The organism is Haloarcula halophila (assembly GCF_029278565.1).
In the GTDB taxonomy this organism is placed as follows: domain Archaea; phylum Halobacteriota; class Halobacteria; order Halobacteriales; family Haloarculaceae; genus Haloarcula; species Haloarcula halophila.
Map to the genome: position 1 here is coordinate 308,307 of NZ_CP119559.1, position 21,674 is coordinate 329,980.

Sequence of the window (21,674 nt, forward strand, 5' to 3'; positions counted from 1 at the left end):
AGCAGTCGGTAGCTGACAACGAACGCATTTCGAACGCCTATGGATATCGAAGCGCGAATCAAACGGCGCCAACGCCGCGACGGAGAGCACCGGCTGATCCTCGACTACGAGGCCCTCTCACCGGTGTCCCACGCCACAGAGCCGACAGACCGCGGCCCGGTCTTCGAACGGCTCTTGGATCACCTCGATCCCGTCTTCGAAGGAAAGCTACCGCCGAACGCGTACGTCCACGGTCCCGCTGGAGCCGGAAAGTCGGCCGTCGTCACGGCGTTGTTCGGTCACCTCGAACAGCTCCCCACGGACGCACGGGCGGTCATCCACACGACGACGCGTGCACAGACGCCGACCTCACCGGCGTTCGTCTACGTCGACACGCGGGCGACGACGAGTGAGTTCGCGTTCTATCACGCGATCTTGGACAACATCATCGAAGAGTCGGTTCCCGAACACGGGATCGGGACCGAGACCTTACGATCCCGGCTTCACGAGACACTCTCCGGACGCCACTCCGGGGTCGTCGTCGGCGTCGACCACATCGACGATCCAAGCGGGACCGACACGACCGATCTCGTCGATCTGTTCGCCGGCCTCCCGAGCAAGGCCAGTTGGCTGGCTATCGGTGAACTCGATCCGTCACAGACCGAGGTGACCGAGTACACCGCCAGGTCGATCCAGGTGGATCGCTACCGCCGACAGATGCTCGTCGACGTGGTGATGACGCGGGCTTCCGACGGCCTCGCCCAGCAGGCGCTCGACCATCGATCGGCGCGAACGATCGCGGACTGGGCCGACGGGAACGCACACGACGCGCTCGCAGCCCTGTTGATCGCCGCCGTCCACGCCGACAGCAGTGGCCGTGATCGGATCGCCGAGACCGACGTGACTGCCGCGATCGAGGAGATCCCCGAGCCCTGTGTGTCACTGGGCCGTGTCCTCTCGTTGCCGGCCAACAGACAACGGGTCCTTCGGGAACTCGTCGATCTCGGTACCGACGAGACTGCCTCGGTGACGAAGACGACAGAGGCGATCGCCCAGCAGTCCGCAGTCGATCTCTCACAGGGGACCGTCAAGCGGTTCCTCTACGAACTCGCAGAGGTCGGGATCGTCGAGCGCGTACAGTCGACGACGGACACGGGGCAAGGGCGACCGCCAAGCCGGCTGGAGCCACGGTTTCCACCGACGGCGTTCCGCCAGCTCTACGATCTGTCCCAGTAGGGCCGTCCGACGTGTTTCGGTCCCGAACCGCTCAGGCTGTCCACCGCCCAGTCTCTCCTGACGGGAGAACCGATCTACTGTACTGCGTCGCTCGGGTCGCCGGTCCCGCCGGTGAGCGCGGACGCGAGTGCGCCCCGAACGCCGACATCGTCGCCGAGGGTTGTCAGTTGGATGTCCGGGATGTTCGCCATGACCATATCGTCGAGCCGGTCGCGGATCGGATCGAGGACCTGTTCGGGGTTGTTGAGCGCGACGGCTCCACCGACGTAGACGACGATGGGCGCGTAGGAGTGGACGATGTTGGCGACGCCGATGGTGTTCCAGTGGTTGACCTGTTCGAGGACGTGGGCAGCGAAGTCGTCCTCGCCGGCGTACTCGAAGACGTCCGCAGCCGTGAACTCCTCCTCGTCGATGGGCAGAGCCGTCTCGACGGGGTCCTCGCGGTGGAGTCGCGTGGCGTACCGCGGGATGTTTTCGCCGGAACAGTACGCCTCCCAGTGGCCGTCGTGCCCACAGCCACAGGTCATGTAGCCGGTCGGGTCGATCGTGATGTGGCCGACTTCGCCGGCGTTGCCGTCCCAACCCGAGAGGATGTTCCCGTCGACGGCGACGCCAGCACCGATCCCCGAGGAGATCGTGAGATACACCATGTCGTCGGGGTTGCGATCAGAATAGTACCGTTCGCCGATGACGCCGGCGATGGCATCGTTGTGGAGGTAGACCCGATCGCTTCCGATGAGGTTCTCGACGGGGCCGGTCAGCGGAATCCGGTCGATCGTATCCGGGAGGTTCGCGGGGTTGGTGACAACGCCTTCGGCGAGATCCATCGGACCGAAGGAACCGATACCGGCTGCGACGATGTCGGTGGGGACGATACCGGCGGCGTCGGCGGCCTCGCGCAGCGCTTCGAGCACCGCCTCCGTGACGGCGATGCCGGTCGGCCCGCGCGGGGTCTTGAGTTTGTGTGACGCGATCTTCGATCCGGTCTCGTCGGCGATCAACGCCCGGATGTGTGTCGCACCGAGGTCGACCCCAGCGTATGCGCCCATGCTGATGGGAACGTCGCCCTTCCGATACTTAACTACACATATTCGACCTGGCTCAGCGCCGCCGGTCCGCGTCACCCTCGCGATCGACGGGTTGTTCGTAGACGACCCCCCGTTCGGCGTCGAGCGTGACCGTCGATCCGTCACCGACGCTGTCAGGTAGTTTCGCGTCCGCGATCATGGGGATATCGAGTTCGCGAGCGACGATCGCCGCGTAACTGGTCATCCCCTGACTGCTGTCGACGATCCCGCCGATCCGCTCGGTGTCTCCGACGAACTCGCCCTCGAAGCCGCTCGGGACGCAGACGATCGCGCCGTCGGGCATGTGTTCGATGTTCCCGTCGTCGGTCCGGTAGACCTTCCCCGTCGTGACGCCCTCGACCACGGAGCGGCCGTTCGCGACGGTTTCGGCGGCGACGTGGACTTTCAGCATGTTGGCGGTGTTGAGCCCTTCCAGTTCGGTCATCATCCCCGAGAGGACCACGACCGTGTCACCGCCCTCCGCGGCGTTCGTGTCCAGGGCCGCCTGGGCGGCACTCTGGATGATCGCGTCCGCCCCCTGTGTGGTGTACTCGGTGAGGACCGGGATGATCCCCCAGGAGAGCGCGAGCCGCCGTTTGACTCGCTCGTTGGGCGTCGAGGCGACGATCGGGATCGACGGCCGGTACTTCGCCGACTTCAGTGCCGTATACCCCGATTCTGAAGCGGCGACGACCGCAGAGGCGCCGATGTCCCTGGCGAGGAACCGCGCCGAGCGGGCCAGTGCGTCGGTCCGGGTGTCGCCGGCTGCCGGGACCCGTTGCTCCCGGGACTCGGCGTACTCCTCGCTTGCTTCGACGTCGCAGACGATCCGATCCATCGTCTCGACGACCCGCGTCGGGTGATCGCCGATCGCCGTCTCGCCCGACAGCATCACGGCGTCGGTGCCGTCGAGGACGGCGTTTGCCACGTCCGAGGCCTCCGCACGGGTCGGCCGCCGGGAGTGCATCATCGAGTCGAGCATCTCCGTGGCGGTGATCACCGGGACGCCGGCCTGGTGGCACTTCCGGATGATCCGTTTCTGGATGATCGGCACGTCTTCGAGTGGGCACTCCACCCCGAGGTCGCCCCGGGCGACCATCACGCCGTAGGCCGCGTCGATGATCGAATCGAGGTTCTCGACGGCGCCCGCCCGCTCGATCTTGGCGATGACGGGGATGTCGACGCCGCGGTCCTCCAGAGCACGGTTGATATCGTAGATATCCTGCCCAGTGCGGACGAACGACGCGGCGACGAAGTCGGGTTCCTTCTCGGCGGCGACGTCGAGTTCCTGTTCGTCGTTTTCGGTTATCGTCGGCAGGTCCAGTTCGACACCGGGGACGTTGACCCCCTTCCGGGAGCTGAGTTTGCCGCCGCTCTCGACGTACGCGGAGACGGTCTCGCCGTCGACGCGCTCGACGGTCGTCTCGATCCGGCCGTCGTCGAGCAACACCTTGTCACCCGGCTTCGCGGCGCTGATCGACTTCGACAGCCCGACGCGTTCGGGTGTCGCGTCGTCGTCGACGACGAACTCGACTGTCGATCCCGTGATCAACTCGATCGGTTCGTCGATCGGTGCGGTCCGGACCTCCGGCCCCGGCATGTCGAGCATCGCAGCGATCGGTGTCTCGACCCGGTTGTCGGCCTCTCGAATCCGGTCGATCATCTCCCGGCGGTGCTCCGGAGAGCCGTGACTGGCGTTCAACCGGGCGACGGACATCCCCGCGTCCGCGAGGGAGGCGATCTGATCCGGCGACTCGCTGGCCGGCCCCAGTGTACAGACGATCTTCGCACTACGCATCAGCAGGCCCCTCCATCTCTCGGAGAGCGCGCATATTTCGTGGGGTCATAGCGGTGGATACCGTGGCCGGGGATAAGAAGGTTGTCGGATGCGCGAAACCGACCGACGGAACCGATAGTTACCGACTGATCGCCGCCGTCTCTCCCTCGATGAGCTCGCGGACCTCGCTGGGTGAGACGACCGCGATATCTCCGGGGACGGAGCGTTTCAGAGCAGCAGTTGCAGCGCCCCATTCGAGCCCTTCGGGAACCGACCCGGTCGTGAGATACTGCGAGAGGAACCCGCCCACGAACGAGTCCCCGGAGCCGACCGGATGTGCGTCGCTGGCCTCGAAGGAACCCTGGACGTACTCGTCGTCGGCTGTCGCCGCGACGACGCCGTCAGCGCCCCGTGTCACGACAGTCACGTCGAACCCGTGGTCGGCGGTCAACGAGGCAGCGACGTCGAGGGCATCGCCGGTCCGCCCGAGCACTTGTTCGGCATCACGTTGGGCGACGACGAGCACGTCGATATCCGGAAACAGCTCCGTGACGACGGATCGTGCCTCGGCGTGGCTCCAGAGCTTCGATCGATAGTTCAGATCGAAACACGTCGTCGTTCCGGCATCGTTCGCCCGTTCGAGCAGGTCCGCGGTGGTCGTCTCGACCCGGTCGGAGAGCGCCGGTGTGATCCCGGAGGTGTGGAGCGCGTCTGCGTCCTCGACGAGTCCCTCGGGGACTTCGCCGGTGGCGAGTGTCGTGATGCTCGCACCCGCCCGGTCGTAGATGACGTCGTTTCCACGCGGTACGTCCCCCTGTTCGAGGTAGTAGGTCCCTTGCCGCCCGTCGTCGCTGTCGTCCCAGCTGACCTCGACCGTCACGCCGTGGCGCCGAAGCTCTCCCGTGACCCGTCGCCCGACCGGCGAGTTCGGAAGTTTCGAGAGCCACGCCGTGTCGAGCCCGAGTCGCTGTGCGGCGACGGCGACGTTCGATTCCGCCCCGGCGATATGGACGTCGTACTGGTCGGCCGTCTCCAGCCGTTCCTGTTGGGGTGGAGAGAGCCTGAGCATCGTCTCGCCGAATGTAACGAGGTCCGTCATACTCCGCAGTGGACCCGGAGTCGGTATAAATCCTGGAGAAACGAGTGGCCGATGCCGTCCATATGTGGTACTGTCTAGCACGAATAGGGGTTCCCTGTTTACGTTCGTCCATCGAACGGCCGAAACGCTCCAAAAGCTTTTGTACTCGAATATTGCACACAAGTCTATGGGACGTAGGTCAGTGCGTCGTGAGTCCGGTGTCTCACGTCGGTCGATTCTCAGAACCGTCGGGGCAGCGGGTATCGCTGGTCTGGCCGGTTGTGGTGGCGGTGGTAACGGGACCCCAACTGGCGAGCGGATCGGTAACTACCCACTAACTGGCGAGACCGCTACGTTCGGATTCAACGTCGCACAGTCCGGCCCGTTCTCGACCGCGGGGGAGGAGGAACTCCGCGGACACAAACTCGCTGTCAAACACATCAACAACGGTGGCGGGTGGGTCGGGGAGAGTTTCTTCAGTAGTCTCAGCGGCGAGGGACTCCTCGGAAAGACCGTCGATTTCGTCGTGGGCGACACCGAGAGTGACCCCGAATCCGCCCGACTCTCGGCCCAGTCGATGGTCGACAACCAGGACGTGATCATGCTCTCGGGGGGATCGACGAGCGATACGGCCCTCGAACATCAGCGGATCGCCGGCGAGTCCGAGGTTATCTACATGGCGACGATGGCACAGATCGACAGTCTCACCGGCAAGAACTGCAACCGTTTCAGTTTCCGGGAGATGTTCAACTCCACGATGACGACCAGGGCGCTGACACCGGTTCTCCTCGACGAATACGGTGAGGACGCGCAGTTCTTCCAGATCTACTCGCAGGACGACTGGGGGAACGCACAGCGCCAACTGTTCGCGAAGACACTCCGGGATGCCGGCTGGCAGTTCACCGGCAGCCTGGTCGCACAGGTCGGGACCCGCGACTTCTCCCAGTACGTCTCCGACATCGAGAACGCGTCGGAGGACGTATTGATCCTCAACCTCCGTGGACTGGACGCAGCGAACGCCCTCCGGACCTTCCGCGAAGCGTTCCCGGACGAGAACATCGTCGTTCCGGTGTACACCAGAGCGGTTGCACAGACGGCAGGTGGGGCCATCGAGGACGTCATCGGAACGGCAGCCTGGGACCCTTCGATCGACACGCCGCTGTCGAACACGTTCAGGTCGGCGTTTGCCGACGAGTATCAGGGAGGAACCGCATCGTCCAGTTCGTCGGTTCCGTCGGGTCCGGCCCACATCGCCTACACCCAAACGCTGTTGTACGCGAGTGCTGTCGCACGGGCAGGGACGTTCAACCCGAACCAGGTCATCAGTGCGCTCGAAGGAGCACAGTACGGTGCAGGGATCGGGGCACAGACGATGCGAGCGTGTGACCACCAGGCGATCCGTCCGGTCCCCATCGTCCGTGGGCGCCCGGAGAGCCAGCAGGACTTCGGTCGGTATTTCGACGTGGTCAATACGACCCGTGACATCGAGTATTCGTGTCAAGAAGAACCAGCGAGCGAGTGTTCGCTGGGAGGTAGCTAACAATGAGTTCGCAGGAACAATCACAGACAGGTGGAACGGCTTCTGAAGACGGACCGAGCGCGGGTCTCCTTGGGACGGTGGTTCCGGATTTCGTCCGGAAGAACTTCGCGCTCAAGTTCGGTATCGTCCTCGTAATCATGGCGCTTTCCGTCGGTGCTGTCGGTATCGTCGCCACCCAGCAGTTCCAGGACTACACGCAAGAACAGGTGACAGGCGAGTACCAAGGGCTCGCAGCGCAGGAAAGCGATATCATCCAGCGCTGGATCGAGCGCAACGAGCTGGCAGCACAGTTTATCTCTTCGAGTAACGCTTGGACCGCTGACGAAACTGCGGATCTGGAGACAGAACTCCAGAACCAGCGGGCGGGGCTCTCTGCCGATGTCGAGCACATCCACGTCCTGGAACGAAGTCCGTCGGGAACGACGATTATCGCGAGTACGGCGCTTAGTTCCGGGACGAGTGTCCAGGACGCGGGCCGTGGCTGGACTGAAGACACCACGTTCAGCCGGGCCGGCGAAGTACAGATGTCGAACGTGTATCAATCACAGGACGGGCCCGTCGTCGGGTTCATGAGCCAGGTCGACGCCTCACAGAACCGGTTCATCGTCGTCGAGTACTCCACTGACAGGATCGCCGGATCGCTCCAAGGTGCCGACCGGGCGGACGGAGGGTTTACACAGGTGGTCAACGCGTCGAACGTCGTCATGATCGACGAACCGACCGGGTCCGCGACCGGCAGCGGGCAGGCGACGCTCTCCTCGTATGGCGGTAGCGACCAGGCTCTCTTGCCGGTCCAGGAGGCTGAGTCGCTGCGGGGTTCGACCCAGGCGGCCGGTGTCATCCGTGAGATGCCCGGGAACAGCAACGTCATCGGCGAACGCTACACGGTCGGGTACGCACCGATCGAGGGGACCGACTGGGTCGTCCTCGTCCACGCGCCGTACTCGGCGGTCTTCGGGTTCGTCGAGAACGTCCGTCTCCTAGGGTTCATCGGGACCGGACTGATGGTGCTGGTCATCGGTGGTGTCGGTGCCGCTCTCGGGTACAACACCGCGACCTCCATCGACCGACTGACTCGCAAGACCGAAGAGATGCGCCAGGGCAACCTGGATGTCGACATCTCGACGAGCCGGATCGACAACATCGGCCAACTGTACAACGGGTTCTCCGAGATGCGTGACGCGTTGCAGGAACAGATCACAGAGGCCGAGAGTGCCCGAAAGGAGGCGGAAGTCTCCCGAGCCGAGGCCATGGAGATGAACAACTACCTCCAGGAGAAAGCCGAGGAGTTCTCCGACGTCATGGAGGCCGCTGCCGGTGGGAACCTCACAAAGCGCATGGAGACCGATGGTGAGAACGAGTCGATGGACCGCATCGCCAGCGAGTTCAACGGCATGATCAACGAACTCGAAAAGACGGTCGGGCAGCTCAACAGCTTCGCCGGCGAGGTCGCCGAGTCCGGGGATGTCGTCCTGACCAGCTCCGAGTCGGTGCGTGAAGCCTCCGAACAGGTGGCCGAATCTATCCAGAAGGTCTCCGACGACGCCTACGATCAGAAAGAGCGACTCCAGGAACTCTCGGAGGACCTCGATGAACTGGTCAGTACGCTCGAACAGCTCCAGGAGACGAACCCCGACGTCGAGATTCAGGAGTCGTTAGACCAGTTCCGGGTGGTCGCGACGACACTGCAGGACGCGGCCGACACCAGCGAGGAGATGATGGCCGAATCCGAGACGGTCGCCGGTGCCGCAGAGGAACAAGCCGCCGAACTCAACGAGGTCTCCTCGCGTGCCGAGCAGCTGAAACGCTACGCCCAGCCGCTGGGTGACATCCTCGGCCGCTTCGAGACCGAAGCCGAACACGAGTTCGTCTTCTCCGGTGGCCCCTCTCAGGGCCTCGGCGAGAACGACGACAACAACTGAGCTACGCGACGGCGCTGTCGTGCCGTCTTTCGGTGATTCTTTGTGGCCCTCTGTCGCGTTGACTGGGTTCGATGCCGATCACGGCAGTAAATCCCGTCCAACGAACAAGAGATCCAAATCACCCGCTTCGGAGGTTGGAATTGCTGTGTGCTTCTCGTTCTCTGGGTTCCGGCGAATCCGTAGCGAGGACTCCCGTCTCCGTAATTATCGCAACCGCAACGTCGTTAATAATAACTTTTAATATTTCAGCGGCTCTGAGTTGTTATATGAGTGTCGTAAGCGTCTCGATGCCTGAGGAACTGCTCGAACGGATCGATCAGTTCGCTGAAGACCACGGATACACTGGTCGCAGTGAAGTCTTTCGAGAAGCGAGCCGTAACCTGCTAGGGGAGTTCGAGGACAAGAAACTCGAAGATCGAGACCTCATGGGTGTGGTTACTGTCGTCTTCGACTACGAGACGACGAGTGTCGAAGAGAAGATGATGCATCTCCGGCACGAACACGAGGGCATCGTCGCCGCGAACTTCCACAGTCACGTCGGCGGTCACCACTGCATGGAGCTGTTCGTCCTCGAAGGCTCGCTCGAAGAGATATCGACGTTCGTCGGGAAGATCCGGGCGACTAAGGATACGCTCACGATTGACTATTCCGTGCTACCCGTCGACGACTTCGGCCCGCTCGCGGATATGAACTGATTTTCCGACCGCGCTAGACTGCTCTGGGGTGCCGATACGGCCAATCGGTGGCATCGCTGCCAGACAGCGATGGAAGCGTCGCACAGCGAACAGTACGGTGATCGAGATCCGGGCGCCGGATGGTGCGGTGTTCCGCCCGTTTCACGCACCCTATCTGATCCGCGGAACTGTCGCCGAAGCGAAGGCACACACCTGGGCCGTCAGCAGCCGTCCGAGAGGAGTTCCACCTGTGTTCATCCGGCAAGAAGTATCAGCGACTCGGTGGTCTGTGGGAAACCAAACCCCGACTCCGGAGAGATCTCCGACTCATTCGATATAGCATTATACGATTTATCTGTCTTGCTGGAAACGAACCTATGACTGAGATAATGATATATAAATAACACGAAAGTGAGTTTGGCGGGGGAGCAGTCCGTTAGGATTCGAACGTGTACCGCATGAGGAACTTGAGCAAGAGTACCGATCCCAAAATGCTGCCGACCATCGCGAGGAGAACGATACCGATCATGATCACTCGAACAGCTCCAGGATCAGCCATCGGAACCACCGGTCTGCTGCATGGTCGTCGACGGACCTGACGTGCACATGGCCACTGATTTGCCACGAGACACCTAATGGGTTCCGTCATTACTCGTCGGGAGGACTGTCTCGGAGGGTTTCATCGTAGAGACCGGTGTCACAGAACAGTCCTAGCCTTCTAAAAGCGACCGAGTGGACCGCTATTACCGCTTCTGAATGGATAGTAAGTGAATCTGAACGCAGGTTTTCTGGAAGCTACTAACATCTGTAGACCGTTCGTGACACTCCGGTTCGTTCTAATCAGGTCTATCGAAGACACGGGTTCGAGAGGGATTCGTTCGAGACGTGAGCACGTGGTGCAGGTCCCCTCGAGACGGTACTGGGCAGGAAGAAGTCGGTGTAGACGGCTGTTTCTGTGACCGGTACCGTTGCTCTACCACAGTAGCTGGTAGCTAGATACAGAATCTGAGGAGACCGACTTAGCGTATACGATCCGGAGTGTCGCGCTCGCTGGTAGGAGGTGTAGAATTTTCATCGCCAGCGATAAGTTGCCCGAAGGGGCGACGAGGACTATCGATGGCGAGACGGTCTGATCAGCAAGATTCCTGAGCAGGACGTTCGAAGACTGGGATTGGACGGGCCAATTACTTAGTAAACGTCGACTCAGATATCGAGGGTGCGTAGTTCTCCCCGCTGTTCAGCAGTCCCGAGACGGAACAGAACACGCCCGCGTAGAGAGCGCTATCAACAGCCGGTGCTATTCTACACTCGCAGAATAGTCAAAGGAGTCCGCTGAGAGGGATTCTGAAAGGGCAAGATCGTGGGTGTGCCGGTAGCTGTTCTCGGACTCTCCGGGGACTGTGATCTCCTCACTCTGGGTGTAGGTATCCCCGCTCTGTACGTCGACTTGCGTCGTTAGTTCCCTGTCCCGAGAGCTACTGGCCGTATTTTCTACAACAACTAGCACTTCGATATCCCCCAGCGCAGTGGTGTCAGCGTTGACGCTTGATACCTCTAATCCTCCGAAGGCGGAGCATCCGGATACGAGGATACTACTGGTCGCCAACAGAGCGGAACCAGTCAGCTTCAGGAAGTGTCTTCGTTCCATTGTTACCTGATAGGTTGACTGCAACGACCTTGAATGCACTCCCCTCGTCCAGCAAACGAGACTCACGATAGAAACGCCCAGTTAGACGCACCCCCACCACTTGCAACACATCCCTTGCACTTTGCTCCTTGATCGGTTCGCCGACAGCATAATACCAATTCACCCGTTTACTGAGCGAACTGCGGTCGTGCGATTGGGTCTACATTGGTCTTCACTGGCTCTATAGCTTACCCGCTAATTTCCCCGTATCGTTCAACTCACCAAGTCGGAAAATTCATCGCTCGTGGTCTAGTAAAACGAGCAACTGTGTGGCGATTCGCAGGGGGATGAATTGTATAGCAGTCAGTGATTTACGAGTACAGGACCAAACAGAGACGGGTAACAGTGTTCACCTTTCGGAGCGGATTGTATATTGCTCGAACGCGAAACTCGGCTCTGTCAGAGCGATTAGACGGCTAATATGGGGAACCAGTTTGAGAGGAACTCGGGTCCTCGACTTCCAATTAAGTAGGATCGTGACTGTCACCGACAGCCCAATTGTGATTTCACAACTGCAGAGAGGTGGAGTCCTGCGGGCGTATCTGGTCGCCAACGGAATCGAACGGTCCGGCAAAGATCGGATCAGTAAGCACGAACTCGCCCGATGTTTGGCTCCATTACATAAATAAAATAATAGTAGTATTTGTATTTGTGAAAGTGATCCGTAATATCGACACGAATCTTTTGAAGTGTGAATATAGAACCACAAGGACGACGGAATATGAGTCGAGGTTTCCAAATAAGGCTCTCTTTTCTGACACTTCCTTAGAAGCCTCGTCTCCCGCCATCGTACCGCGATTATCCCGCCACAAATCTACCGGGGTGGTCGTATAATGTCTAGATTCTGTCCTAACTGTGGCACCCGGATGAAAACCGACACTCGGCCCGGCTCTGGTATCCCCCGTCGGTTTTGCCCGGAGTGTTCAGAACAATGAGCCGAGCCCATCACCCCGTCGAGGAGCCCGAGCCCGAACGCGAGACGGTCGCCGGCCCCGACGCCCTCACCTTCCCCGCCGACTGGCATATGTCGACTAGCTGGCGACGGGTTCAGCAGAACGAGACGGCCGTTAACCCAGTCAACGACGCCGAATATATGGTGCAGGTAGGCGACGGGAGTATCCACCGTACCACCGCTGTCGTCCAAGACGGGACGCTCTGCTGTGACTGTGACTGCCGGGGATGGACTCACCGCCGCTTTTGCGCCCACGTCGCCGCGATCTGGTGGCGCTGGTGTCGGTCGGAGACATTCATCACCGACAGAGACGCCGGCCGGACCCTTCGACGCCCGCCCGCATGGCTGTCCATCGAAGACCAGGAGGTAGGACAGTGAACTACCGTATCCTACACCTCTACGCCGACACGGGAGTAGAGGACGAGGTACTACACACCTTTGGTAACGTGGTTCGTGTCGGGATCGAGCCGACGCCTAACCCCTACTCCGAAGTAGTACAGGGAGACGCTCGGAATCCTCCGGTATCCGACCACTACGACCTTGCTGTAGCACACCCACCATGCCAACGGTTCAGCAGAGCCACGGCCGGCGGTGGATCAGACCCGGAGGAACACCCCAACTACATCACCGAGGCACGGGAGGTGTGCCAGCAGTACGCCGACCACTACGTTATCGAGAACGTCCCGCAGGCACCCCTACGAAGCCCGGTAAAGCTCACTGGCGGTATGTTCGGTATGCCTATCCACTACCCACGGGCCTTTGAGACGAGCTTTTCCGTCCCACAACCCCGGCAAGTGCCACGGTTCAACCCTTCGACCGGCCCCATGTCGGGACAGGGAGAGACTGGCAACGCATGGGTAGGTACAAACGAGGGGTGGCGGCTCGCTAAAGGCTATGACTATGACTGGCCCGCACGGGAGCTAAAACGCCACGCTGTCCCCGCTCCCTACCTCAGACGGCTACTTTACCACTGGCTCGATGCTGTCGAGAACGGTACACGGAGCGAACAGCCGTCTATCTCCAACTACGCCGGCACCGCCGGGGAGGTAGGACAGTGAGCCGAGCCGAGGGACGCCTACGGTGCGACCACTGCGGACAGACCTTCTACGTCCATGACGGCCAGCACATCAAGATAGACCACTTCGAGAACTGCGAGGAGGCCCAGTAATGCCCCTCGCCAGTAGCCCCGCCGTCGCCGCCGCCGTCGGCGCTGTCGCTGGAGCCGGTGTTACCCTAGCGGTGGTTCGGTGGGAACAGCGACAAGACAGGACCCCCCCACTCCCCTCAGAGGAAGGCAGCGGGGGGGCTTCCGCCACCATACCGTCCAGTCGAAACGACCCCGAAAATCAGACCCCCCGGATGCGGGGGAGCCGAACCCCCGTTTCATGTGCATCCGCAGGCACCCCCCAATCTGCGGACACGGAGGACCAATAATGAGCGGTAGCCGACTCCCAGGAGACTCAGACAGCAACGACCGGCACAAAGAGACGTATCGAGTCGATGCACGCCTCAAAGACGACGAGCTTGAACACAGAGCCCGCGAATACATCAACGACCACGGCCTAACCAAGACCGAGCTTGTCAGGAAAGCGCTAGACGACTTCCTCCCGACGGCCGATCAAACCCCCTACGTCGTTCCCCAGGACCCCAAACTGTCCAAAGCCTACCTCTCCCTAGCCTGTGAGGAGAAGCGTATTATCTCTATCGAGGAGGCGAAAGACGAACTCTCAGAAACCGCTTTCCCAAGCACCGGAAAGGAGGTTATCGAGGACGGGATACTCCGCCCGCTCGGAGACACCCCGTTTCTCGCCGTCCAGTGGGGCCGTCTTGCCGTCCACCCACTCACCCGCAAAGAGGAGGTGCAGGCATAGATGGCCTTCACCATGAGAGACTGGATCATCTGGCCCTTCGCTACCGCCGGATTCGCCGCCTTTACATCCAATTTCCTCCTGGGGAGTGAGCCCCCGCTAGTCGTTCTCTCTGCCGTCCTTGCCGCCGTCTCATATCTCGCATACGGTATGATTAGGTCCCGGTACGACCACGGCGAGTGGTTCCACGTCGAGGGAGGTATGACTGAATGACTCTCATTGACCGACTTACCGACAGGGAAATCTCGGTCGGACTGGCCGCTATCGGCGTGGGGTTCGTCGTCGGCACGCTGTTCACGCTTCTGAGTATCCCCGATAAGGGACTCTCGACGCCTGGGGAGTACGGTCGAACCGGCTACTACGCCGCCTATCTCCCCATCAGCGAGAGCATGATACTCGTTCCCCTCGGTGTCCTCGCCATCTGCGGCTATCTCGCCTATCGAAGCTACACCACCGAGGACTACTTTGCCGACCACGCCCTCAGAGGCGAGCCCGAGGAGGAGCCCGCCGCCGACGGTGGCGAAACGACCGACTGGCCCACGCCGAGCTTCAAACTGCCGGGAGAAGGCTACTCCTGTGCCCGGTGTGACGACTACGTAAAACCGAACGACGGAGACGGCGAAGCCGGCCTACTCACTGCCGGAGACACCACAAAGCTCTGTCTCGACTGTGCCCGCCACATCCGCGACAAGCTCCGCGACGAAGACAACGAACTTGACCAGACCGAACGAGAGCGTATCGCCTGCGATCTTGTCGAGGAGGGATACACCCGCAAACAGGCCGGCCTCATGGTCGACAGGACCGCTAGCTGGGTGTCCCGAGCCGTCGCCCGGGACCAGGAGGCAGAACAGTGAGCCTCTACCCGACCGGCGGAGAAGCCGCCACGCTAGCGCTAGTCTACTGTGTCCTGTCCTGGGCCGTCGGTATCCTGTACGGCTCCTATCTGGCCGAGAAACACGGACAAGACCGCTCCCTGTACGAACTCTGGAAGGGTGAACAGCGCCATGAGTGAGTATCCGAATCGCTACGGGCCAGGAAAGCCGGGATCAGGCGAACCCAAAGAGTCCGATAGCGACCACACGTCAACCGGCCGCACAGAGCCGAGAGACTGGTTTGAAGCGAGGTGTCCCGACTGCGGCGAGCAGGGGCGGTGTACCTACAAAGACGGTCGAGCCATCTGTGCTACCTGTCTGTTCGACTCGGAGGCCTACGACCGTGAGTAGCCCCACTAGCCCTACCCTCGGTCGCGCTGTCTCCCCCCGTCGGTTCGCCTACTGTTACGAATGCCACGAGGATACGATTCAGTGGCTCACACACATCTATCCCTACTCTCCCGGCTCCTACCGAGGGATCAGGATAGACGAGATATACCGCTGTACCGACTGTGGCGCGGTGGTAACATGACAGATGACACCCGAGCCCGCGAGATTGAAACCGGCGACCCGTGCCCGAACTGCGGGAACCCCGTACACGCTCTAGCTCTGGCACTTGTCTGCGGTAACTGCGGGTGGGACAGCCGTGAGTGAGCTAGACGACCCCGAGCCGATCAGCCCCGCCGACGCCCGTAAGCCCGACTCTGACGAGCCTTATCGGTTTGCCTGTCCCGACTGTGGCCGGCAAGTCTACGGACACACCCAGTCAGAAAACTACCGCTGTCCCGACTGTGGCACCTTCGAGAAGGACGAACTCGTAGATAGAAAGCGACAGTAGCGCCACCCGAATCTTTTTCCTAGCGTCTCACATATTCATAGGTACGGAGCCCGGTTCCCCCGTCCTGACTGCGGGAGAACTTTCCGGGCTCCGCCGTTTGTAACCGGCTAGCCACCGGCTTAGAACACGTCACCGATCTTGAGACGGGCTTTCTCACTCTGTCGCTGGCTGTGGTTTGTCGGGCTCCACGTCGACAGTGGTAGCTCACTCGGTCGCTTGAGTTTGGTCTTGAGTAGCCTGATGCCCGTTCCGTGGGGCTTGTAGACACCGAGCGCATACCACCCGTCCCGCTGTCTCAAAATCCGGTGGTACTTCTTGTATATCTGGAAATAGCCGGTAGACACCATACAGGACTTGATTTCTACGGGACTCCCGTTCTGGAACTCTGCGTCTTTCCATGAGCTATGGGTTCCCTCGATCTCTAACCCGTACTCCTCGGCTATCTTGTACTCCGCTCTCGAACCGTACCGAGCCGCGTTACTACTGCGATTTTTCATTTTTTCTCGTTCTCCTGTATTCTGTTGCTTTGCGTCCGACACTTTCGCGCACGCGATTGATATATTTCTTCCACCCCCGGCTTTGGCAAGTCATGTCATACCATAATTATCGTCTCTCCCTGCGGTCTTTCCTCTAACACAAGTGGGGGGCCGTGGTGGTTGGGATTCGTCCATCGTACCGCCCTCACCCAATTGTCTCCGCGACGTTCCCAACTACCTCGGCGTGTTGGCCTCCGTCGTACTCGTTCCACCGCTGTCGGCACCATTCCGCGCTAAAGAGTCCGTCTAGCCTCTTGTCGGCTATATCCGCGAACGAGGTAGGTTTCCCGCTCCCAGTCCGTTCGTTGATTACCGTCCATATTGCCATCTCCCTGTAAGCCTCCTCTCGGGCTATGTGTCCGTCGCTATCCGCTGAATCGTCCTCTGCGTCGTCCGACCACGACCACGGAGCCGGGTCTTTGTCGTTGGGACTCCACTTTGAATCAGGCCATCCCGTGATTTCCGGCGTGAGAGGGTCCTTACCCTTCCTATTCTTTACCGTGTTGTAGAAACGAGCTTGTTTCTTGCTCTCCTTCTCTAAGACGGTGCAGAGTAGCCGGATCGACGGGTGAACGTCCTTCCCGTCGTGGCCTATAATGATGAGAGCGCCACCGTACTTTCGGATTTTATACACCAGAGTCGCTAGCTTTGTCGAAGCCTCGTATCCGTCCTTCCCGCCGGATGCTTGGCTCGAAGCCTCGTCAAACAGGAACAGGAACGGCGTTACGTTTTCATCGAGAACATCCGCCATATCCTCCTCGATCTTGGATTGTAGGGCCGGCCAACTACCGACGTAGACACAACGGTCGACTCGCTCGGCTAGGGACCGGATGTTTGTGAGAACACGCGCGTCCGTGTGTCCCTCTTTCAATCTGGCGTCTAACCAGTGCCGGGCGGCGAGACAGCCCGCCGACGTTTTCCCTGTACCGGGCTCTCCGAACTCGTAGAGCCGTAGGTGTTGCTCGGTCGCTATTGATCGAACCGTCTCTATGTCGTGCCACCCAGAGACGTCTACCTCGTCGTCCTGTGAGCCCACCTGAGCCCGCAGTCCCTCGGCGTCTCCCTCCTCGACTCTCTCCGCGAAAGCCTCGCTATCGTAGTGTTCTCTGATCTCCTGGTAGGCGTTCGTGTCCTCGATACTGGCCGGCGCGTCGTCCGCTAACCGACCGGCGCGATACATCCGACGGTACGCCTGTCGAAGCTTTTCGAGAGTTCGACGGGCACGGGCGTCCGTTACCTCTCCCGCTTCATCGAGAACAAACCGATTCTCCCGTCTGTGCCGGCCGTCCTTCCAGTCCTTCGATTCACTGAAAGCCCATCCGTCGCTATCTCCTGATTCGGTCATAGTCACTCAGTCGTCGTTTAGCTCCGGTGCTTGGTTCTCTGGCGTGAGCTCCGTCTCCGTAATATCGAGGTCCCCCAGTTGCTCGTCTAGGACGGGCTCGGGCTCCGGTGGCTCTCCCTCCGGGCCGTTTGGCATATCCCCAATCTCCTCCTCGATCTCCTCGACTAACTCCAGCGCCGACGACCCCGGCACTAACTGGCTCTCCTCTTGCTCCTCGACTAGCCGCATTAGCGTATCGTCGTGAACTTGCGTCGTAAACCTCTGTACCGTCGCTTTCAGGGAGGAATAGGCCCGCCGAACCTCGTGGTGGTGCGTATAATATTCATCGACTCTCGCCTCGTACCGGGTAGCCTCCGCCGGACTCATATCCTCTTTTGCCACGCCTCGAACCTCTAACTCGTCTATTTCTTCATAGTAGTTGTACCGAACAACCACGTAATCACATATCCCGTCATCCGGCACCAGCGGGTTCGCTCCGTGTACCTGCTTGCGTTCCCACAGTTCTGGCGGGACCTTCTCGACGTGGTAAATCTCCTCCTCGCCGGGGTCGCAGATACCGACATATACCCAGTCGGGAGAGTATAGATACTCGGCTATCTGTTTCTGCGCCCAGTAGGTCGGGAGTGCCAGCACACCCCACAGAGTCGCAAACGTTAGCTGTCGCTCGGTCGGCGTCGGGAGGTCCGGCGACACAGCGAAAGCCCACACACCGGCCGCGAGTGCCATAATCGAGAGCGGAATCTTGTACTCTGCGGCGAGAAACACCAGTCGGTCTTTGTTGTCTTTGAACGTCGGCACTACCGTACCGGGGTCAATATCCATTATTCGGGCTCCTCCGGGCTATCTGGGTCGTTGTTCTTCACTCGATACGCGGCGAGAGTACCCATTACGATAGTAACCGACACTCCACCCAACCACCCGTCTCGGGAGTTCGTTCGCTCCCATATCGACTGGGTGCGCGGCTCGATCACCAACCCATACAGCACTTGCTCGGTGGAAATAGAGACGGCTACCATCCCGTCCACCTGCGTTACTGGGATCGTGATACTCCCCTGGCCGTTGATCGCTCTCGACTTGCGCGGGATTTGGCCGGATTGGCCTTCTGAAAGGTATCCCGCGTCGGCTAACGTGATTGCCTGGGCCGTGTCGCTCTCGAAAACCAGGGTCGCCGTCTCCTCCTCCTCGTTGTAGTTGACACTGAGTACCCGCGTATTCTCGTCGATAAACCGCGCGTTCGTCTGTTGCTCCGTCTGGTTCTCCGTGTCATTTGTCACAGGATTCTCGGGAATCGTCTGTGCCGAGCTAGTCCCGGCCAACCCGACCGAGAGAGTCACCGTTAGGAGTGCCAGCGCCACTATCAGGGCTGTTATCCGTCTCATACACTCCCCGCCGGTGGGATCGAACCACCGGGAAGGAACCACCACGGGGCCGCGAAGGGTAGGGGAAGTTAGGAGCGTGCCGGTGCCGTCGCTACGTCAGTTGTCCGATCGCCCAAATCACCCCCACCAGGCCAGCTAATAGGATAATTGTCGAATTGGCGCTTCCACTCAGGCCAGGGATGAACGAACCACCGCCACCGAGTCGGTTGTTCTCCCATGCTTCGGCTTCGGCTCTATCGGTGCTAACCCGGTCGAGAACGTCCTTGTACCCGTCGATACTGGTCGTCTGGTAGTCGACTGGCTCTTTCGTCGTGAAGTTCTTGACCGTCTCGCCGTCCGTCGTCTCGATGCGGTCCAGCGTGAGGTTCGCGTAATCGTCGTCCAGGGCGACTGTTCCGTTCGGAGTGGCGAGGTACTGCGTCCCGCTGACGTTCGACAGGTCGTAGGTGCCGTTTACCTCCCACTGGCCCGAATCAGGGTTCGAGGGCGAGAAAATCACGCCCTCCCGCTGCACGGTCGTTCCGTCAGGACGGACCAGCGTCACGTTGTGGCTCCCCGTCTGATCCAGCGCCTCAGGGCCGTATGCCCCGATACTCGACAGTTGGACCGCATTGAACGCATCCGTCTGGTTGCCTCCCATGCGGGCAGCAGCGTAGGGGTCGATCAGGTCGGAGTTGTTGATCTCTCCCTTCTGATAGCCGCTGTACGTGTTATTCACCAGAGTGTCCATCTCGCTTTGCACCTGCTGGTTCTGACTCTCGATGTCGGCATTTAGCCGCGCGAACACTTCTGGTTCGTGGACAACGATTTCGTCGTAATTGGAGGGGTCTGGCGGCCTTACAGCCAACTCTCCCCCATCCGGGGCACTACTGCCGATCTGTTCTTGACTGTTTGCTGGATTTTCGAGGCTGAGCGTTTCGACGCCATACTCAGAGCCGACCGATCCACCGTCGTAATCGACGAACCCCACCGTATAGCCGGTGTAGTTGGCAGTATCACCATTAACGAGGGTGAGTGATTGAGTCGTACCAATGCTCTTTAACTCGTACTGATATGTGGTCGTACCTTCATAGGTGTGATTTTGAGCATGGACGAAATTCACAGAACTGCTCTGGTGGTAATCGTAACTTGTGATTCCAGATTCGTTTTCAGCGATGTTCTGTAAATGACGGAAGGTAAGAATTGATTTCTCCCACGCAGAAATGAGGTTCTTCTGTTTCACCGCGTAGTAGTCCGCTACTGCGGATTTTGCCTCAGTTCGAGCCGCTGCTTTGCTGCTGCCATTGTTCAGCGAACGGATATACGCATTTTTACCGACTATGCGGGCGGTGTTCGCGGTATCATTGAGGTAATTATCCAGCGTGGTCTGGAAGTTGTCCGTCCCTGCGGCACTGGTCTGTGCAGATTGATACAGGTCGAGTTTGACCTGGGTTGCGTCCGTCGCGTCGTCTCCCACGATCTCGCCAGGATCGGCCACGGACCCGCTACAGTCGAGATTCGGATATGGGCCGATAGCGTTGCCGATACCGTCGTTTAGGTCACACTGGGTATCAGCGTCCCCGCCAGTCGAGCCGACAACGGTAGCGCCGAAGTTCACGGGGCTGATTCCCTGCCGTCCTTTGGCAGTCGCGCCACTCACGCCCCCGTTTTCGCTGGTTAGCGTCACCGAGACACTATCATATACTTGGGTCCCTTCGAGGAAGAGCTTGTCCGAGTTGACAGTCGAAGCGTCGTACTTCTGTCTCGTGATTAGGACATCTTCCTCGCCCCGAAACTCAGCGGTGAACTGTCCCGTGACGTTGGAGGTGTCCACGACTACAGCCTCGGGAGTTCCATCGACTGTGAGCGTTACCTGGGACGCCGACTGTGCAGATGCGATCCCGACGAACCCGACACTAGCCACGGTCGAGGAAACAACGAGGAGCCCGACGAGAACCGAGAACGCTGTGTGACTATGACCGCGCAGGCTCACTGTTTGGCCCCCTCTACCTCGTCGTTTCCGACCCACGCCTCTGCCTCTTTGTGTCGAGAGTGAACCGAATGAGCGACGTAAGCCGTCCCCAGGAATGGGAGAAGACTCACCGGCTCACCCGGCGAAATAACCCACAACGCCGCCACCGACGTGATGCTGATTTGCGCTGTCAGCACCTCAAAGGGCTTTATTGTGGCTTCGAGGCTATCCAGTCGGAACATTTTAGCCCTCCATTAGCTCCATGTCTGCGAACTGGTAGAGCGACAGGACGCCGGACACACCGATCACGACGTACAGCATTCCCGCCGCCGACGGATCGAGCCCCGCCGTATCGGTGAGCAGGTTGGTGTCTGTAAGCTCTACGAGCCCCCAGTTGAGGGCCGCAATTGCGTTAACGATCCACGTTCCAATGTTGAGGTAATCGTCCATGTTGATGTTTCTCCGTTGTGTTTAGCCGGTGAACGACAGCGCGTAGTAACCGCCAGCCTGTACGATCAGTGCCACGAATGCCGGGAAGTCCCCACTCAGGAACTCGTTTAGGACCGGCACGAATGGAGGGGCGAGAATTAGGGCCACTGTGGCCGTGATAATCCAAATCTCTACCCGCTCCATCGAGCTAATGTCTTGTCGGTTGGTGTAGTACGCATACCCGATAACCGACAGCGAGATCAGCGTGGCAATGGTGATTGTCGTTGTATCTCCGCCCCCCGTGAACTGAAACACGGTAGAACCGAAGTCGATTCCAAACCACTGCGAATCGATCAACCCGAGCGAGATCATCGACGCCGCCACGAAAACGGGCGAGATCGCCGCGTCGGGAATGTCGAATCTTCCTGTTGCCATTGAACCACCGGCCCGAACTGGACCGATAGCTTCGATTCCAAAGCGAGAGGGTAAGTATATCTTGTAATGCACAGCGAAAGTGAAATTCGGTAGCTGCCGAAATTAACTT

General features: G+C 60.0%; 24 protein-coding genes. 11 read left to right on the plus strand and 13 right to left on the minus strand.

The features are described from left to right. Positions 1 to 39 precede the first annotated feature (39 nt). Positions 40 to 1,215 carry a Cdc6/Cdc18 family protein gene (locus tag P0204_RS01590; RefSeq protein ID WP_276221165.1) on the plus strand — a complete coding sequence of 392 codons (1,176 nt, stop codon included), beginning with the start codon at positions 40 to 42 and terminating at the stop codon, positions 1,213 to 1,215. Positions 1,216 to 1,289: 74 nt separating this feature from the next. Here P0204_RS01590 and P0204_RS01595 read toward each other — a convergent pair whose 3' ends face one another. The 3 genes from P0204_RS01595 to kdgK1 form a co-directional block, all read right to left on the minus strand. Then, the gene (locus tag P0204_RS01595) at positions 1,290 to 2,264 is read right to left on the minus strand and encodes an ROK family protein (protein WP_276221166.1); all 975 of its coding nucleotides are present in this window, start codon (positions 2,262 to 2,264) and stop codon (positions 1,290 to 1,292) included. Between the two features lie 52 nt (positions 2,265 to 2,316). Next, positions 2,317 to 4,080: a pyruvate kinase gene (gene pyk / locus P0204_RS01600; RefSeq protein WP_276221167.1), complete on the minus strand. Its 1,764-nt coding sequence runs from the start codon at positions 4,078 to 4,080 to the stop codon at positions 2,317 to 2,319. Between the two features lie 118 nt (positions 4,081 to 4,198). After that, complete coding sequence (gene kdgK1, locus P0204_RS01605; protein WP_276221168.1) at positions 4,199 to 5,158, minus strand: bifunctional 2-dehydro-3-deoxygluconokinase/2-dehydro-3-deoxygalactonokinase; 960 nt, start codon at positions 5,156 to 5,158, stop codon at positions 4,199 to 4,201. Between the two features lie 166 nt (positions 5,159 to 5,324). On the opposite strand from kdgK1, the gene P0204_RS01610 reads away from it, so the two are divergent. From P0204_RS01610 to P0204_RS01620, 3 genes are all read left to right on the plus strand, one after another. Continuing rightward, on the plus strand, positions 5,325 to 6,677 hold the full coding sequence (locus P0204_RS01610; RefSeq protein ID WP_276221170.1) for an ABC transporter substrate-binding protein: 1,353 nt from the start codon (positions 5,325 to 5,327) through the stop codon (positions 6,675 to 6,677). 2 nt (positions 6,678 to 6,679) lie between these two features. Further along, entirely contained in the window at positions 6,680 to 8,599 is a 1,920-nt protein-coding gene (locus P0204_RS01615; protein WP_276221171.1) for a PDC sensor domain-containing protein, read from the plus strand. 266 nt (positions 8,600 to 8,865) lie between these two features. Then, positions 8,866 to 9,294 (plus strand): CopG family ribbon-helix-helix protein, encoded by a 429-nt coding sequence (locus tag P0204_RS01620; RefSeq protein WP_276221172.1) that lies wholly within the window; start codon positions 8,866 to 8,868, stop codon positions 9,292 to 9,294. Between the two features lie 415 nt (positions 9,295 to 9,709). Here P0204_RS01620 and P0204_RS01625 read toward each other — a convergent pair whose 3' ends face one another. Both P0204_RS01625 and P0204_RS01630 read right to left on the minus strand, forming a co-directional pair. Next, entirely contained in the window at positions 9,710 to 9,832 is a 123-nt protein-coding gene (locus P0204_RS01625) for a hypothetical protein (protein WP_276221173.1), read from the minus strand. A 738-nt stretch (positions 9,833 to 10,570) separates the two neighbouring features. Beyond that, on the minus strand, positions 10,571 to 10,921 hold the full coding sequence (locus P0204_RS01630; RefSeq protein ID WP_276221174.1) for a hypothetical protein: 351 nt from the start codon (positions 10,919 to 10,921) through the stop codon (positions 10,571 to 10,573). A gap of 970 nt (positions 10,922 to 11,891) precedes the next feature. Between P0204_RS01630 and P0204_RS01635 the strand changes: the two genes are divergently transcribed. The 7 genes from P0204_RS01635 to P0204_RS01665 all read left to right on the plus strand — a co-directional run bounded on the left by P0204_RS01635 (position 11,892) and on the right by P0204_RS01665 (position 15,490). Beyond that, positions 11,892 to 12,290 carry an SWIM zinc finger family protein gene (locus P0204_RS01635; protein WP_276221175.1) on the plus strand — a complete coding sequence of 133 codons (399 nt, stop codon included), beginning with the start codon at positions 11,892 to 11,894 and terminating at the stop codon, positions 12,288 to 12,290. Beyond that, positions 12,287 to 12,970, plus strand: a complete 684-nt coding sequence (locus P0204_RS01640; protein ID WP_276221176.1) for a hypothetical protein — start codon at positions 12,287 to 12,289, stop codon at positions 12,968 to 12,970. Before P0204_RS01635 ends, P0204_RS01640 begins: the two co-directional genes overlap by 4 nt. A 375-nt stretch (positions 12,971 to 13,345) precedes the next feature. Continuing rightward, positions 13,346 to 13,783: a hypothetical protein gene (locus P0204_RS01645; protein WP_276221177.1), complete on the plus strand. Its 438-nt coding sequence runs from the start codon at positions 13,346 to 13,348 to the stop codon at positions 13,781 to 13,783. Continuing rightward, complete coding sequence (locus P0204_RS01650; protein WP_276221178.1) at positions 13,784 to 13,993, plus strand: hypothetical protein; 210 nt, start codon at positions 13,784 to 13,786, stop codon at positions 13,991 to 13,993. Beyond that, positions 13,990 to 14,634, plus strand: coding sequence for a hypothetical protein (locus P0204_RS01655; RefSeq protein ID WP_276221179.1), 645 nt, complete (start codon positions 13,990 to 13,992; stop codon positions 14,632 to 14,634). The genes P0204_RS01650 and P0204_RS01655 overlap by 4 nt, the downstream gene beginning before the upstream one ends. Further along, entirely contained in the window at positions 14,631 to 14,792 is a 162-nt protein-coding gene (locus P0204_RS01660) for a hypothetical protein (protein ID WP_276221180.1), read from the plus strand. Before P0204_RS01655 ends, P0204_RS01660 begins: the two co-directional genes overlap by 4 nt. A gap of 506 nt (positions 14,793 to 15,298) precedes the next feature. Continuing rightward, positions 15,299 to 15,490, plus strand: a complete 192-nt coding sequence (locus P0204_RS01665) for a hypothetical protein (RefSeq protein ID WP_276221181.1) — start codon at positions 15,299 to 15,301, stop codon at positions 15,488 to 15,490. Positions 15,491 to 15,609: 119 nt separating this feature from the next. On the opposite strand, the gene P0204_RS01670 is transcribed toward P0204_RS01665, so the two are convergent. The 8 genes from P0204_RS01670 to P0204_RS01705 form a co-directional block, all read right to left on the minus strand. Next, the gene (locus tag P0204_RS01670) at positions 15,610 to 15,987 is read right to left on the minus strand and encodes a PD-(D/E)XK family putative nuclease (protein WP_276221182.1); all 378 of its coding nucleotides are present in this window, start codon (positions 15,985 to 15,987) and stop codon (positions 15,610 to 15,612) included. Positions 15,988 to 16,171: 184 nt separating this feature from the next. Continuing rightward, positions 16,172 to 17,371: a hypothetical protein gene (locus P0204_RS01675; protein WP_276221183.1), complete on the minus strand. Its 1,200-nt coding sequence runs from the start codon at positions 17,369 to 17,371 to the stop codon at positions 16,172 to 16,174. A gap of 6 nt (positions 17,372 to 17,377) precedes the next feature. Then, positions 17,378 to 18,193: a hypothetical protein gene (locus tag P0204_RS01680; protein ID WP_276221184.1), complete on the minus strand. Its 816-nt coding sequence runs from the start codon at positions 18,191 to 18,193 to the stop codon at positions 17,378 to 17,380. Beyond that, positions 18,193 to 18,750 (minus strand): DUF8063 family protein, encoded by a 558-nt coding sequence (locus P0204_RS01685; protein WP_276221185.1) that lies wholly within the window; start codon positions 18,748 to 18,750, stop codon positions 18,193 to 18,195. Before P0204_RS01685 ends, P0204_RS01680 begins: the two co-directional genes overlap by 1 nt. Positions 18,751 to 18,841: 91 nt before the next feature. After that, entirely contained in the window at positions 18,842 to 20,722 is a 1,881-nt protein-coding gene (locus P0204_RS01690; RefSeq protein WP_276221186.1) for an Env/VP5 family phage fusion protein, read from the minus strand. After that, complete coding sequence (locus tag P0204_RS01695) at positions 20,719 to 20,943, minus strand: hypothetical protein (protein WP_276221187.1); 225 nt, start codon at positions 20,941 to 20,943, stop codon at positions 20,719 to 20,721. The genes P0204_RS01690 and P0204_RS01695 overlap by 4 nt, the downstream gene beginning before the upstream one ends. 1 nt (position 20,944) lies before the next feature. Next, a complete protein-coding gene (locus P0204_RS01700) occupies positions 20,945 to 21,151 on the minus strand; it encodes a DUF378 domain-containing protein (RefSeq protein ID WP_276221188.1) in 207 nt (68 codons plus the stop codon). 21 nt (positions 21,152 to 21,172) lie between these two features. Further along, positions 21,173 to 21,565: a DUF8023 family protein gene (locus tag P0204_RS01705; protein ID WP_276221189.1), complete on the minus strand. Its 393-nt coding sequence runs from the start codon at positions 21,563 to 21,565 to the stop codon at positions 21,173 to 21,175. Between the last annotated feature and the right edge of the window lie 109 nt (positions 21,566 to 21,674).